Source organism: Pseudonocardia sp. DSM 110487 (genome assembly GCF_019468565.1).
Classification (GTDB): Bacteria; Actinomycetota; Actinomycetes; order Mycobacteriales; family Pseudonocardiaceae; genus Pseudonocardia.
This window is the reverse complement of the sequence record NZ_CP080521.1, coordinates 510,722-524,421: the sequence shown is the minus strand read 5'-3', so window position 1 is coordinate 524,421 and position 13,700 is coordinate 510,722. Positions and strand designations below refer to the sequence as shown.

Annotated in this window: 14 protein-coding genes; 4 read left to right on the top strand and 10 right to left on the bottom strand. The window is 71.6% G+C overall.

Annotated features, from left to right (window positions below; genetic code table 11):
* Positions 1–83: 83 nt before the first annotated feature.
* From K1T35_RS02225 to nhaA (K1T35_RS02200), 6 genes are all read right to left on the bottom strand, one after another.
* Positions 84–1,268 (bottom strand): aminotransferase class I/II-fold pyridoxal phosphate-dependent enzyme, encoded by a 1,185-nt coding sequence (locus tag K1T35_RS02225; protein WP_220262334.1) that lies wholly within the window; start codon positions 1,266–1,268, stop codon positions 84–86.
* 115 nt (positions 1,269–1,383) lie between these two features.
* Positions 1,384–3,225, bottom strand: coding sequence for a hypothetical protein (locus tag K1T35_RS02220; RefSeq protein ID WP_220258527.1), 1,842 nt, complete (start codon positions 3,223–3,225; stop codon positions 1,384–1,386).
* Between the two features lie 251 nt (positions 3,226–3,476).
* Positions 3,477–4,742 (bottom strand): phosphoribosylamine--glycine ligase, encoded by a 1,266-nt coding sequence (gene purD, locus K1T35_RS02215; protein ID WP_220258526.1) that lies wholly within the window; start codon positions 4,740–4,742, stop codon positions 3,477–3,479.
* A 71-nt stretch (positions 4,743–4,813) separates the two neighbouring features.
* Positions 4,814–5,677 (bottom strand): alpha/beta fold hydrolase, encoded by an 864-nt coding sequence (locus tag K1T35_RS02210; protein WP_255621495.1) that lies wholly within the window; start codon positions 5,675–5,677, stop codon positions 4,814–4,816.
* 77 nt (positions 5,678–5,754) lie between these two features.
* Positions 5,755–6,252 carry a phage holin family protein gene (locus tag K1T35_RS02205; protein ID WP_255621494.1) on the bottom strand — a complete coding sequence of 166 codons (498 nt, stop codon included), beginning with the start codon at positions 6,250–6,252 and terminating at the stop codon, positions 5,755–5,757.
* A gap of 100 nt (positions 6,253–6,352) precedes the next feature.
* Positions 6,353–7,576, bottom strand: a complete 1,224-nt coding sequence (gene nhaA / locus K1T35_RS02200) for a Na+/H+ antiporter NhaA (protein ID WP_255621493.1) — start codon at positions 7,574–7,576, stop codon at positions 6,353–6,355.
* 151 nt (positions 7,577–7,727) lie between these two features.
* Between nhaA (K1T35_RS02200) and K1T35_RS02195 the strand changes: the two genes are divergently transcribed.
* Entirely contained in the window at positions 7,728–7,805 is a 78-nt protein-coding gene (locus K1T35_RS02195) for a DUF1707 domain-containing protein (protein ID WP_255622511.1), read from the top strand.
* Here the strand turns inward: K1T35_RS02195 and K1T35_RS02190 are convergent.
* The 3 genes from K1T35_RS02190 to nhaA (K1T35_RS02180) all read right to left on the bottom strand — a co-directional run bounded on the left by K1T35_RS02190 (position 7,774) and on the right by nhaA (K1T35_RS02180) (position 10,470).
* Entirely contained in the window at positions 7,774–8,667 is an 894-nt protein-coding gene (locus tag K1T35_RS02190) for a slipin family protein (protein ID WP_255621492.1), read from the bottom strand. The genes K1T35_RS02195 and K1T35_RS02190 overlap by 32 nt on opposite strands.
* A gap of 47 nt (positions 8,668–8,714) precedes the next feature.
* Positions 8,715–9,044, bottom strand: coding sequence for a DUF3040 domain-containing protein (locus K1T35_RS02185; RefSeq protein WP_220258524.1), 330 nt, complete (start codon positions 9,042–9,044; stop codon positions 8,715–8,717).
* Between the two features lie 118 nt (positions 9,045–9,162).
* Positions 9,163–10,470: a Na+/H+ antiporter NhaA gene (gene nhaA, locus K1T35_RS02180; protein ID WP_220258523.1), complete on the bottom strand. Its 1,308-nt coding sequence runs from the start codon at positions 10,468–10,470 to the stop codon at positions 9,163–9,165.
* A gap of 173 nt (positions 10,471–10,643) precedes the next feature.
* Here nhaA (K1T35_RS02180) and K1T35_RS02175 point away from each other — a divergent pair, with 173 nt between their 5' ends.
* Genes K1T35_RS02175 through K1T35_RS02165 form a run of 3 tightly spaced genes read left to right on the top strand, consistent with a single transcriptional unit; the run spans position 10,644 to position 13,210 of the window.
* Positions 10,644–11,126, top strand: a complete 483-nt coding sequence (locus K1T35_RS02175) for a GbsR/MarR family transcriptional regulator (RefSeq protein ID WP_220258522.1) — start codon at positions 10,644–10,646, stop codon at positions 11,124–11,126.
* Complete coding sequence (locus K1T35_RS02170; protein ID WP_255621491.1) at positions 11,123–12,001, top strand: SAM-dependent methyltransferase; 879 nt, start codon at positions 11,123–11,125, stop codon at positions 11,999–12,001. The genes K1T35_RS02175 and K1T35_RS02170 overlap by 4 nt, the downstream gene beginning before the upstream one ends.
* 3 nt (positions 12,002–12,004) lie before the next feature.
* Positions 12,005–13,210, top strand: a complete 1,206-nt coding sequence (locus K1T35_RS02165) for an FAD-dependent monooxygenase (protein WP_220258521.1) — start codon at positions 12,005–12,007, stop codon at positions 13,208–13,210.
* Between the two features lie 6 nt (positions 13,211–13,216).
* Here K1T35_RS02165 and K1T35_RS02160 read toward each other — a convergent pair whose 3' ends face one another.
* A complete protein-coding gene (locus K1T35_RS02160; protein ID WP_220258520.1) occupies positions 13,217–13,669 on the bottom strand; it encodes a GbsR/MarR family transcriptional regulator in 453 nt (150 codons plus the stop codon).
* Positions 13,670–13,700 lie beyond the last annotated feature (31 nt).

The window sequence follows — 13,700 nt, the reverse complement described above, 5'->3', positions numbered from 1 at the left end:
TGGCGCCTCCGGGTTCAGGAAAGCCACGGTCATGAACGTGGAGGACAGCAATGTGGCTTTCCTGGCCTTCTGGCCGGCCTGCGTCAGCCCTTCGGCAGCCAACCTGCCAGCCGCTCCAGGGTCTCCGTGATGTCCTCCGTGGCGCCTGCGAAGGACAGCCGGATGAAGCGCCCGCCGTCCACCGGGTCGAAGTCGACGCCGGGGGCAACGGCCACCCCCGTCTCGGCGAGCAACCGGTGGGTGAACGCCATCGAGTCCAGCGTCAGGTGCGAGACGTCGGCGTAGACGTAGAAGGCGCCGTCGGCCGGCGCGAGGCGGGTGATGCCCAGTCCGGCGAGGCCGTCGAGCAGGAGCGCGCGGTTCGCGGAGTACCGGGCGACGTGCCCGCCGGCCTCCGCGTAGCTCGACTCCTCGAAGGCGCCGAGGGCCGCCCTCTGCGCGAGCGCTGGCGGGCAGATCGTGAAGTTGCCGGTGAGGCAGTCGGCGGCGCGCAGGAGCCGCGGCGGCAGGAGCAGCCAGCCCAGCCGCCACCCGGTCATCGAGAAGTACTTCGAGAACGAGTTGACGACGATCGCCTCGCGCGACGTCGCCCATGCCGACGACGTGGCGGGGGCGCCGGGGTAGGAGATGCCGTGGTAGATCTCGTCGCTGATCAGCTGCACGCCGGTCTGCTCGCAGTACTCCGCGAGCGCCGCCAGCTCCGCAGCGTCGAGGACGGTGCCGGTCGGGTTGGCCGGGCTTGCGACGACGAGACCCCGCACGGGCTCGTCCAGCGCTTCCAGCATGGCGACGGTGGGCTGGTAGCGGGTCTGCGGCCCGCACGGGAGGTCGACGACCTCGCAGCCGAGCGTGGTGAGGATGTTGCGGTAGCAGGGGTAGCCGGGACGGGCGAGGGCCACGCGGTCGCCCACGTCGAACGCCGCGAGGAACGCGAGCAGGAACCCGCCCGACGAGCCCGTCGTCAGCACGACCTGCTCGGGCGGCACGTCGAGCGCGTACGTCCGCGCGTAGTGCGCGGCGATCGCCTCGCGCAGCTCCGGGATGCCGAGCGCGACCGTGTAGCCGAGCACGTCGCCGTCGAGGGCCGCCGCCGCGGCGGCCCGCACGGCGGCCGGAGCAGGGGTGGACGGCTGGCCGGCGGACAGGTTGACGAGATCGCCGTGGGCGCGCTGGCGCTCGGCGGCCGCCGCCCAGACGTCCATGACGTGGAACGGCGGCACCGCGGCCCGCGCGGCGACCGTGAGCTGGGCGGGCGGAACGGGCTGCATCGGCACGATCGGAGCTTAGAGACCACGTAGCGAGCATGTTCGATCAAACGGGTCGGCGGCCGCCCCACGTCGATGGAGGGCTGCCGCCGATCCGTACTCGGGATCGCTCCCGGTGTCAGAGCAGGCTGGAGACCAGGTCCTTGGCCGAGAAGCGGTCGCCGCCGCCGCTGCCCGATTCGCCGTCGTCGTCCGACTTGTCGCTCTTCGAGGACCCGGAGTCCTCGTCGGAGCCGGAGTCCTCGTCGGAGCCGGAATCCTCGTCGGAGTCGTCGGCGCTGGCCTCCTCGGAGTCGGCCTCCTCGGAGTCCGCCTCGTCGGCGTCCTCGTCGGCGTCGGCCTTCTCTGTGGAGCCACCGCCACCGAGCAGCCCGGACAGCAGGCCACCACCGCGACGGTCGTCGGACGAAGCCTCCTCGGAGTCGCCCTCGCCCTCGTCGTCGTCGGAGTCGTCCGCGTCCGCGTTCTGCGTGGAGCCGCCCCCACCCAGGAGCCCGGACAGCAGGCCACCGCCGCGACGGTCCTGGTCCTCGTCGGCGTCCTCGTCGTCGTCCGAGTCGTCCGCGTCGACGTTCTGCGTGGCACCGCCACCCAGGAGGCCGGACAACAGACCACCGCCGCGACGGTCCTGGTCCTCGTCGGCATCCTCGTCGTCGTCGGCGTCGACGTTCGCCGAACCGCCGCCCAGCAGGCCGGTCAGCAGGCCGCCGCGGACCTCCCGGTCCTCGTCGTCGGCGTCGGCGTCGACATTCGCCGAACCGCCGCCCAGCAGGCCGGACAGCAGACCGCCGCGCACGTTGTCGTCGACGTCGCTGCTGCCGAGCAGGCCGGTCAGCAGGCCGCGCTCGTCGCCGCCCAGGCCGCCGAGGTCGAGCGGCAGGCCGGAACGCAGCCCACCGCCGTTCAGCACCGTGGTGAGGGTGGCCGTGACGTCGCCGGTGAGGCCGTCGATGTCGAGGTCGTCCAGAACGGTCTGCAGCTCGTCGACGTCCAGGCTCTGCAGGTTGATGTCGGAGAGCACGGTGCGCAGCTCGCCGAGGTCCAGGTTGTCCAGGTCGAGGCCGTCCAGGTCGAGGCCACCGAGCACGCTGCGCAGCTCGCCGAGGTCCAGGTCCTGCAGATCGACCGGGAGCTGGTCAACGCTCGAGAGGAGCGTGGTGACCTGGCCCAGCTCGAGCCCGTCCACGACGGCGGGAAGCTGGCCGAGCTCGACGTTCTGCAGGACCGACGGCAGGTTGTCCAGGTCGAGGTCCTGCAGGACCGACGGCAGGTCGTCGAGGTCGACGTCCAGGTTGTCCAGCGCCGCGGAGAGGTCGCCCAGCTGGACGCCCCGCAGGTCGACCGGGAGCTCGTCCAGGTCCAGGTCCTGCAGGGCGTTCAGGTCCAGGCCCCCCAGGGCCCCGGTCAGGCTGCCGACGGTGCCCTCGACCGCGGAAAGGTCCAGGTTGCCGACCGCAGGCAGCTCGGCGCCCGACAGCGACCCGAGGGCCGACAGCGTCGTCAGGTCGCCGACCAGCGGCAGCACGTCGGCACCCGGCAGCGCGGTCAGACCTCCGCCCGCAACCGGCAGAGCGGTCAGGTCGCCGACCACCGGCAGCAGGTCGGCACCCGGGCCGACGGTCGGCAGGATGCCGCCCGCGAGGCTCGGTGCCGTCGAGAGGGCGCTGGCAACGTCGAACACGTCGAGGTTGCCGGTGAGGCCGTCCGTGGCCAGGTCGGGCGCGGGGAGACCCTCGACTCCCAGCGCCTCCAACCCGGGCAGGACGGACCCGACCATTGCCAGCTGCAGGTCGGCGCCGGTGTTGTCGTCGGTGACGTGCGCGTCGGTGGCTGCAGCCGCGGCAGGTCCGGCGGCGGCCATCATCGCCATCGGCGCACCCAAGACGCCGATCGCGGCGCGCCCGGCGATCTTCGACGCGCGGCTCGGGGCTGCGTGTCGAGGCCGTGCGTTGTTGGTCATTCGAGTCCTCATGTTTCTCGGGGGAGCGAACATCGGACCCGACGTGATCAGTAGGGAGCCGTCGTGGGGAGCGGCGACGACGTGATCACCCCGGGTGCGCAGACCCTGGCGCGCCACCCGTCCGGGTGCAAGTCGCTGAGAGCGACCCCTGGCCGGCACGCCTCGCCCCGTTCGGGGCAATGAGCTTGCGCTTCACGCGCCGGAGCGTACGACAAGAGATCGCAAATGTCACCTGTTCGGAGGACCCAATTTCACGAACGAGCGGGTACAGAGACCTCACCCTGGGCCGCACGGAGGGCGATGTCGGTCCGATGGTGGGAACCGGCGACGTGCACCTGCTCCAACCGGTCGTACGCCTCCTGGCGGGCGGCGAGCAGGTCAGCGCCGGTTCCGACCACGGACAGCACCCGCCCACCGGACGACACCACGGCGCCGTCGTCGCGGCGACGCGTGCCCGCGTGCAGGACGCCGGCGCCCTCTGAGCCGGTGATCACATCGCCCACCCGGGGCGGGCCGGGGTAACCCTCCGCGGCCACGACGACCGTGACGGCGGCGCCGTCGGCCCACTGCGGCGGCGGCTCATCGGCCAGCCGGCCGGTGGCCGTGGCGAGCAGCAGCCGGGCGAGCGGGCTGCGCAGCAGCGCCAGCACGACCTGGGTCTCCGGATCCCCGAAGCGGCAGTTGAACTCGATGACGGCCGGACCCGCCCCCGTCAGCACCAGACCCGCGTAGAGCAGCCCGCTGAACGGCGTGTCGCGCCGGACCAGCTCCGCCGCGACGGGCGCGACCACCTTCTCCACCAGCTCATCGGTGAGGTCGGGCGATGCCCACGGCAGGGGCGCGTACGCCCCCATCCCGCCGGTGTTGGGCCCTGAGTCGTCGTCGCCGACGCGCTTGAAGTCCTGCGCCGGCGGCAGCGGAACCACGGTCTCGCCGTCGACGAGGCAGAAGAGCGACACCTCCGGCCCATCGAGGAAGGACTCCAGCAGCACCGGGTGCCCGCCGTCGAGGAGGGTGCTCGCGTGGGCACGGGCGACGTCGAAGTCGGAGCTCACCACAACGCCCTTGCCCGCGGCCAGCCCGTCGTCCTTCACGACGTAGGGCGGGGTGAAGCGGGCGAACGCCGAGTCCAGGTGCGCGGGGTTGTCCACCACGACCGAGGTCGCGGTGTTGACGCCTGCCGCGGCCATGACCTCTTTGGCGAAGCTCTTCGAGCCCTCGATCCGGGCGGCCGCGGCACTCGGGCCGAAGCACGGGATCCCGGCGGCGCGCACGGCATCGGCGGCACCCGCCACGAGCGGCACTTCCGGCCCGATCACGACGAGGTCGGCACGCCAGTCGATGGCCAACGCGGTCACCGCGGCGGGATCCGCCGCGTCGACTCCCCGCTGCTCGGCCACCATGGCCGTGCCGGCGTTGCCCGGCGCGCAGGCCAGCGCCGTGACGCCGGGGTCCTGCCCGAGGGCAAGGACGATGGCGTGCTCTCGAGCACCGGACCCGACGACCAGAACGCGCACGTCACAGGATCGTAGAGGGCCCCGGCCAACCCCTCGTGAGTGGATACGCGTGCTGGAGCGCGCGTATCCGCTCACGAGGCCAGTAGGGCCTCCGACAGCAGGCTCGTCGTGGCGGCGGGGTGTTCCTCGTGCGGGAAGTGCCCGGTGGCGGGCATCACGTGCATGCGGTGCTCCGATCCGGCCCACCGGTGCGACGCCGCCGCGGTCTGCGCCAGCACACAGGGGTCGATGGCGCCGTTGACCTGCAGCACCGGCACCGTCGGGATCCTCGCCACCGCGGCCGCGAACCGCCGCCCCTCGGCCCGCAGCTGCGACCGCGCCGCCCACCGGTAGTACTCGAGCGCGCAGTGCACCACGCCGGTGACCTGGCTCGCGCGCCGGTAGTGCCCCACCGACTCGGCGAAGTCGTCCCACTCCGATCCCGACCAGTCCCGCAATATCCGCTCGACGCGCGCACCGCCGTCCCGCCGAAACGACCGCTCGGGCCAGCGCGGGAGCTGGAACGCCGCGGCGTAGCGGGCCGTCGCCATGCCCTGCCCTCGCGGATCGCGCACCACCGCGGAGCGCAGGGCGAGCGGGTGCGGCGCGCCGAGCGCGGTGAGCGACAGCACGAGCCGCGGGTGCAGCGCCGTCACCGTCCAGGCGACCAGTCCGCCCCAGCCGTGCCCGACCACGTGCGCCCTCGGCTCACCGAGCGCCCTGATCAACCCGGCGACGTCTCCCGCGAGCGTCCACAGGTCGTACCCGCGCGGCGGCTTGTCGGACTCGCCGTAGCCGCGCAGGTCGGCGGCCACCACGCGGAAGCCGCCATCGGCGAGCGCGGGCAGCTGGTGGCGCCACGCCCACCAGAACTCGGGGAAACCGTGGAGCAGGACGACGAGGGGCCCACCGCCGTCGCATTCCGCGACGTGCAGCCGGATCCCGTTGGCCGACACGGCGCGGTGCGTCCATGGACCGGGCAATCGGAGCGAGGACGCGTCCGGACGCACCTAGCGCCCCCCGGCGGGCGCTGTCAGCGGCGGGCCGTCAGCTCGGGGTGCGCGTCCTCGTCGTGACCGCGGTGGGCGAGCACCTGCGCCGACTCCCTGAGCGAGGAGATCGTGCGCTCCGGCTTGCGGATCCGGCGGACGCGCAGGTAGCCGAGGAAGCCGAAGAGCGCGGCCGCGAGCAGCATGATCCCGAAGACGATGCCGAAGGCGGCGGAGCGCGGGAGCCAGATGTCGAGCACCTCGCCCAGCGCGAAGAACGCGAAGAACAGGCTGAACAGCAGGATCGTCAGCGCGATGACGAAGAAGATGCTGCCCTGCAGACCCTTCTTCACCTCGGACGTGATCTCGGCGCGGGCCAGCTCGACCTCGGCGCGAACCAGCGTGGAGACGTGCGTGGTCGCTTGCCGGACGAGCTCACCGATCGACTGCTCGTCCGCCGATCGGACGGGCTCTGGCGCGAGCGGTATCGACGGCAGGACGGGCGGAACGTCCCCGCCGCCGGAGCTGGTCGGGCTGGGCACCGCGGTCCTCCTGCTCATCCGTCCGAGTTCGCTGGTCGCGGGCCATCCTTCCACGGCGGTCGGCCGGACGCCGCTCAGGCGCACCGGCGTGCCGCGCCGATCAAGCAGCCTCGGCGGCGTCGTCCCCGTTCTCCCGTGCCCGCACGCGAACCCGGCGGACGAGCATCGCCGCTCCGATCACCGACGCCGCGGCCGAGGCGAGCAGGACGGCGGCCTTCGCGGAGTCGAGAAGGTCTCCCTGGTCCGCCAGCGACAGCTCCGCGATCAGCAGGCTCACGGTGAAACCGACACCGCCGAGCATCGACACCGCCGCGAGATCCCACCAGCTCAGACCACGTGGTCGCGAGGCCGGTGTGAGCCGGATGACGAGCCAGCACGACCCGAAGATCCCGATGATCTTTCCGACGAGCAGGCCCACCAGCACACCGAGCGCGACGGGCTCCACGAACACCGCCCGCAGCGCATCCGGGCCGATCGGAACCCCGGCCGCGAAGAGCGCGAACACCGGCACGCACAGCCCTGCCGACCACGGCTGGAGCCGGTGTTCGAGGCGCAGCGCGGGCGCGAACTCCTCGTCCGGGTCGGCCTTCACCCTGGTGAGCAGGCCCAGCAGAACTCCGGAGATCGTGGCGTGCACGCCGGCCTCGTGCACGGCGAACCACGTGAACACGCCGAGCGGCACGTACAGCCACCAGGCACGCACTCGCCTGCGCTGCAGCCACCAGTACCCGGCGCCGGCGAGCACGACGGCGCCGAGCCAGAGCGCGTCGAGGCCGCTGCTGAACAGGAACGCGATCACGATGATGCCGCCGAGGTCGTCGGCGACCGCAAGACCGAGGAGGAACACACGCGCGCTCACCGGCAGGGCCGAACCGGCGACCGCCAGCACCCCCAGCGCGAACGCGATGTCGGTGGCCACGGGGATCGCCCACGCCTGCTCCACCCCCGGTGTGCCCCAGCCCACGAACAACGCGAGGAGGGCCGGCACGATCATCCCGCCGAGCGCGGCCGCCACCGGGAGGAGCGCCTGGCTCCGCGTCGACAGTTCACCGATCACCAGCTCACGCTTGAGCTCGAGGCCGACGACGAAGAAGAACACCGCCAGCAGGCCGTCCGTCGCCCACTTCGCCAGCGTCAGGTCGAGATGTAGGGAGCCAGGCCCGATCACGGTGCCGCGCAACGCTTCGTAGGCGTGTGACCAGGGCGAATTCGCCCAGATCAATGCGACAGCCGTGGCGACGAGCAGCACGACCCCGCCGACGGTTTCGGTGCGCAGGAAGCGCGCGAACTCGCTGATCGGCGTAACGGGGCGGCGTTCCTGCACGGCAGCTCCGGTCTTCCGTATGCATGACAACGACGTCGCCGACCAGACTTCCCGGCACACCCTGCGGAAACCCTAACCCGCATCCGCGCCAGGTCGGACGTGATCACGCTCATGCCTGGGGCGGCTGACGATCGTCGAGTTCGACGAGCGGATGCAGGCGGCCTACGCGGCCAGAACCCGCCGTGAGCTGGACGACCTCACCGAGGACCTGCCTCCTGATCTGTGGTGACCGCACGCGTCCCGGGCTCCTCACCGTCGGTGTGCGAGCGCTCCTGGCCGGGAGCGGCGGCAGGCTGCGGCAGGGGGATCGGCACATCCGCGGACGCCGAACCGGTTCGTTCGCCGCTCGACTTCTCGAAGAAGCGGAGGAGCTCCACCGGCAACGGCATCACCAGGGTGCTGTTCTGGTCCGAGGCCACGTCGCTGACGGTCTGCAGGAGCCGCAGCTGCATCGCGCCGGGTGTGTCGGCCATGACCCGCGCCGCGTCGGCGAGGCGGGCCGAGGCCTGGAACTCGCCGTCGGCGGAGATGACCCGGGCGCGCCGGTCGCGCTCGGCCTCGGCCTGGTGCGCCATCGCGCGGCGCATGCCCTCCGGCAGGGCGATGTCCTTGATCTCGACCCGGTCGACGGTGATCCCCCAGTCGTCGGTCGGGGTGTCGATCACCGCGCGCAGCTCGGCGTTGACCTGTTCCCGGTCCGACAGCATGGTGTCGAGATCGGCGCGACCGATCACCGACCGCAGCGAGGTCCGCGCGACCTGGGAGATGGCACCCAGGTAGTTCTCGACGTTGACCACGGCCTTGACCGGGTCGGTGACGCGGAAGTACACCACCGCGTCGACGCTGAGCGTGACGTTGTCCTTGGTGATCGCGCCTTGGGGTGGGACGTCGAGCACGATGGTCTGGACGGGCACCTTCACCATCCGGTCGGCGACCGGGATCATCAGTCGCAGTCCCGGCTGCCGCACCTCGGGCAGCAGCCGCCCGAAACGCAGGACCACACCCCGCTGGTACTGCTGCACCATCCGAACACCGCTGCCGGCCAGCAGCACCACCAGCGCGACGATCACGATCAGTACTGTCGTGAGCACAGTTCCACATCCTTCGTTTCGCGGCCCGCCCCCGATCAGGGGCTGGTTCAGTCCCAACCGTTCTTCTCGGTGGCGGCCAGCAACAGCCACGGGACGACGACCAGCACGGTGACGAGTCCGAGAACGGCCCACCACGACGCCGGCAGCAGTTCGCCGACCAGCACGAGGACGAGCAACCCCGCGAGCAGGAGGCCAGTGGTCGGAACCGACACCGGCCACCAGCGTGGCGCCGAGCGGTACCTACGTCGGCGGCTGAGTTCCCGGACGAGGCGGGGGTCGCTTGCGATCAGGCCGCGCTCGATGTCGGCGAGGGCTCGGCGCTCCCACTCCGACAAGGCGTCGTGATCGTCGTGACCGGGAGTGGACGATGCGGTCATCGCCGGGGCCTTTCGCGCAGTCGGCACTTGCTGCCGACCAGCCTTCCCGGCGCGCCCTACCTCGATCGTACGTTTCCCCACGTCGAGCCACCACCCCGCAGCGGCGAGCGGATCGAGCTCAGGCCCGGTCCTGGTCGGTCTCGTACACGTCGGGCACACCGTCGGCGTCCGTGTCCCGCTCCTCCTCCACGCAGATTCGCCGGTAGCGCCGGTTGCGCACGCGCAGCACGACGGTGGCCAGCAGTGCCGAGAGCAACGACCCGAGGAGCACTCCGATCTTGACGTGCTCGTCGCGCACGCTCCCCTCGCCGAAGGCGAGCTCGCCGATGAGCAGGGACACGGTGAACCCGATACCGGCGAGCAGCGCGAGCCCCAGCACGTCCGTCCAGCCGAGGTCGTCGGCCAGCCGGGCACGGGTGAACCGCTGCACGAGCCAGGTGGAGCCGAGGACGCCGACCGGCTTGCCGACCACGAGCCCGACGATGATCCCGAGCGTGACGGAGTCACCGAGGCTCGCGCCCAGCTCGGCCGCGCCGCCGACAGTCACACCCGCGGCGAAGAACGCGAAGATCGGCACGGCCACAGCGGACGACAGCGGGCGGAACCGGTGCTCGAAGTGCTCGGCCAGCCCCGGCCCCGGTCCCGGCGAGCGGCGGATGACCGGCACTGCGAACCCGAGCAGGACCCCGGCGACGGTGGCGTGGACGCCCGATTCGTGCACCAGCACCCAGGTGGCGGCCGCCAGCGGCAGCAGCAGCCACCACGACCGCACCCGCCGCTGCACCAGCACCGCGAACAACCCCAGCGGGATCAGCGCGAGCGCGAGCGGGCCCCAGTCGAACGTCTCGGTGTAGAAGACGGCGATGATCGTGATCGCGAGCAGGTCGTCGACCACGGCGAGGGTGAGCAGGAACGTGCGCAGGGCCGATGGCAGGTGGGTGCTGATCACGGCGAGGACGGCGAGCGCGAAGGCGATGTCGGTTGCGGTCGGGATCGCCCAGCCGACCAGCGCGTCCGGTCCCGCAGCGGCATTGATCGACGCGTAGATCAGCGCGGGAACGGCCATCCCGCCGACCGCGGCGGCCACCGGAAGCGCCGCGCGCCTGGGGTCGCGAAGGTCACCGGCGACGAACTCGCGCTTGAGCTCCAGCCCGGCCACGAAGAAGAAGATCGCGAGCAGGCCGTCGGCGGCCCACGCGTGCAGCGTGAGGTCCAGGTGCCACGCGGCGGGCCCGACCCGCAGGTCGGCGAGCCACCGGTAGGCCTCGCCCCACGGCGAGTTCGCCCAGACCAACCCGACCGCCGCGGCGGCGACCAGCAGGATGCCCCCCACGGTCTCCGCGCGCAGGATGTCGCCGATCCGCCGCACCTCGGGCCAGCTGCGCCTCGCGAGCAGGGACGGGGTGGAACGGGCGGGCGGGGCCATTGCTGCTCCTCAGGAAGGCGTCGACGATCCACTCGCCGACCAGACTTCCCGGCACACCGCCCAGCACCTTAACGCCTTCCTGACAGCGGAGCCCGGCCGCCCTGGACATTTGCGATCGACCATGTTTCAGTCATGACTGAAATCGCTAGCAGCTTGGGCCGAAGGTGGAAGAAGTGAACGGCGATCCTCCGAGTGCGGATGTGTTGGAGTGGGTCGAACGCATCGCGAAGTACTGCGCCGACCAGGACGGGCTTCCGCTGATCGCGGGGCGCATCCTCGGCTGGCTGACGGTGTGCGTGCCCCCCGAGCAATCGGCGGCGCAGATCGCCGAGGCGATCGGGGCCAGCCGCGCGTCGCTCACGACCAACCTGCGCCTGCTGACCTCGGTCGGTTTCCTCGGCCAGGTCACCAGGCCGGGCGAGCGCACCGTGTACTACCGCGTCGACGACGCCGCATGGGCCCGGGTCGTGCAGCGGCAGGTGCAGTCGCTGTCCGCGTTCGGCGGGATCCTGCGCGACGGGCTGGAGCTCGTCGACGGCGAGCACAGCAGCCGGATGCGCACCGCCCATGCCGTGTTCTCGTGGCTGGACGACGTGTTCGCCACTGCCCCACCACTGCCCTCCGGCAACGACACGACGAGGAGAACACGCCCGTGAACGGCAGGTCGGCGAGCGCTCAGACCGCCCTCGGCCCGATGGTGATCGCGGCAGCGGAGCGGTACACACCGCAGCGACAGCGGCTGTTCGACGACGAGCTGGCCGTGCGGTTCCTCCCGCCCGCCGTGCAGTGGATCGTGCGGGCCTGCCGCTGGCGGCCCGTGCGCGACCTGCTGGTGCGCGCGACGGAGCGGTCCGCGCCCGGGATGTGGGGCGCCATGCTGTGCCGCAAGCGGTATGCCGACGACGCGGTCGCCGATGCGCTCGCCGCAGGGATCGAGCAGGTCGTGTTCCTCGGTGCCGGCCTGGACACCAGGGCGTACCGGCTCGTCGCCCCGGCCGGGGCGAACGCCTTCGAGCTGGACCAGCGCGCCAACACGGACGACAAGCTGCGCCGGCTGCGGGCGATCTACGGGCGCACGCCTGAGCGGGTCCGGGTGCTCCCGGTGGACTTCGAGGTCGACGACCTGGCCGCCGTCCTGTCCGCGGCCGGCTTCGACGGCGGTCGGCCCGCCCTGTTCGTCTGGGAGGCGGTCACGCAGTACCTCACCGAGGAGTCGGTCCGGGCGACGTTCACGTTCCTCGCGAAGGCACCCACCGGCAGCCGGTTGATCTTCACCTACGTGCGTGCGGACTTCCTGGACGGCACGAACCTCTACGGCGCCGGGCGGCTGCGCGAGCGGATGACCGGCAGGCACGACGTCTGGAAGTTCGGCATCGCCCCACCGGACGTCGCCGCGCTGCTGCGGGAATACGGCTGGGTCGAGCGGGAGCAGGTCGGCCCGGCGCAGTACGCGGCGCGCTACCTCCGACCGGCTGGCCGCGACATACCGGTCAGCGAGATCGAGCGGTTCGTCCGGGCGGAGAAGGCGTGAGGAGTGCGAGTCCTCGTTTCAGGCGCGAGCATCGCCGGTCCTGTCCTCGCCTACTGGCTCAGCCGTCACGACTTTGCGGTGACGGTGGTCGAGCGCGCCCCCACGCCACGCAAGTCCGGCGGGCATGCGGTCGATCTGTTCCGTCCCGCGATGGAGATCTCCGAGCGCATGGGGGTTCTCCATCGCATCGAGGAGCTCGCCACCGGCACGCACCGGCTGATCGTGACGCGAGAGGGCACGGCGAGATCGGTCGAGATCGACCTCATCAAGGTGTTCAGCGCGGCGTCCGACCGCCACGTCGAGATCATGCGCGACGACCTCAGCGAGATCTACCACGACGCCGCCCGCGATGACGTGGAGTACGTCTTCGGCGACTGGATCACCGCGATCGCCCCCGACGGTTCGGTGACCTTCGAACACGGCGGGCACCGTCGGTTCGACCTCGTGATCGGCGCCGACGGACTGCACTCCGGCGTCCGGCGGATCGTCTTCGGCGACGAGGCGCGCCACACCCACCTCGCCGGCGCCTACCTGGCCGTGCTGTCCGTACCCAAGGATCTCGGCCGGGACGGGCAGATGCGCATGCACATCGGCGTCGGCCGCGAGGCCGCGGTCTACAGCGCCCCGCACCTGACCGACGCCCGCGCCGTCTTCCTGTTCCGCAGCGACCACGAGCTCGACTACCACCATCGCGACGTGCCGCGGCAGAAGGAGCTGCTGCGCGCTGCCTTCGCCGGGATGCACCCGGAGGCGGACGCATGGCTCCGCGAGTCGGAGCGCACGCCGACGTTCTACTTCGACTCCATCACCCAGCTCCAGCTCGACTCCTGGTCACGGGGCCTGGTGACGCTCGTCGGCGACGCAGGCTACTGCCCAGGGCCTGCGGTCGGCGGCAGCACCAGCCTCGCCGTCCTGGGCGCCTACGTCCTCGCAGGCGAGCTGGCCGCCGCGGGCGGCGACCACGAGCGCGCCTATCCCGCCTACGAGCGGGAGATGGGAGAGCTCGTCCGGCGCAGCCGCGCGTTCGCCCGAGGTGTCGCGAAGACGCTCATCCCGACCTCGCAACTGGGGGTCAGGGCGCTGGTGGGCGGCGCGCGCCTGCTGACCGCCCTGCCCACGCCGATCAGCCGAGCCGTCGCCAAGGCCAACAACAAGGGCCTGCGTCTGCACGACTCGATGCGCGTCAAGGACTACCCGTGCGGCAGGTGAGCGGGGTCAGGTGTCCTGCTGTTCCTTCCAGCGCTCGATGAGCGCGGGGAGCTCGGCGAACAGGTAGGCGTAGAAGTCCCGCATCCGCTCCAGCCGTCGCGCCGCAGGGCTTCCTGGCGGGGTGCTCGCGACTCCCGCCTCCGCGATCTCCTGCATCACCTGCACCATCGCGTTCTGGCTGCTCATCATCGTGGCCCAGGCGTCATCGCGCATCCGGTAGTGGGCCCGCCTGCTCCCCGGGACCGGGGCGGGCTCGATCAGCCCGACGGTGCGGAGCATCGTGATCGACCCGGAGATCGACCCGGCGCTCGCGCCGAGCGTCTCGCCCAGCTCGGCCGCGGTGACCGACTCGCGGTCGGAGAACAGGAACGCCGCGAGCACACGGGCGATCATGCGCTGCATCCCGTTCTGGTTCAGCGCGAGCGCGAGGCGCTCGGCGACCTCGCTGCTGTCACCCATGTTCTCATCACCTTTCAGAAATCTTTGAAAT

Coding starts and splice junctions, on each gene's coding strand:
- K1T35_RS02225 (WP_220262334.1), bottom strand. CDS start 1,268: ATGCAGCCCGTTCCGCCCGCCCAGCTCACGGTCGCCGCGCGGGCCGCG.
- K1T35_RS02220 (WP_220258527.1), bottom strand. CDS start 3,225: ATGACCAACAACGCACGGCCTCGACACGCAGCCCCGAGCCGCGCGTCG.
- K1T35_RS02195 (WP_255622511.1), top strand. CDS start 7,728: ATGCAGGCGGCCTACGCGGCCAGAACCCGCCGTGAGCTGGACGACCTC.
- K1T35_RS02185 (WP_220258524.1), bottom strand. CDS start 9,044: ATGACCGCATCGTCCACTCCCGGTCACGACGATCACGACGCCTTGTCG.
- nhaA (WP_220258523.1), bottom strand. CDS start 10,470: ATGGCCCCGCCCGCCCGTTCCACCCCGTCCCTGCTCGCGAGGCGCAGC.
- K1T35_RS02160 (WP_220258520.1), bottom strand. CDS start 13,669: ATGGGTGACAGCAGCGAGGTCGCCGAGCGCCTCGCGCTCGCGCTGAAC.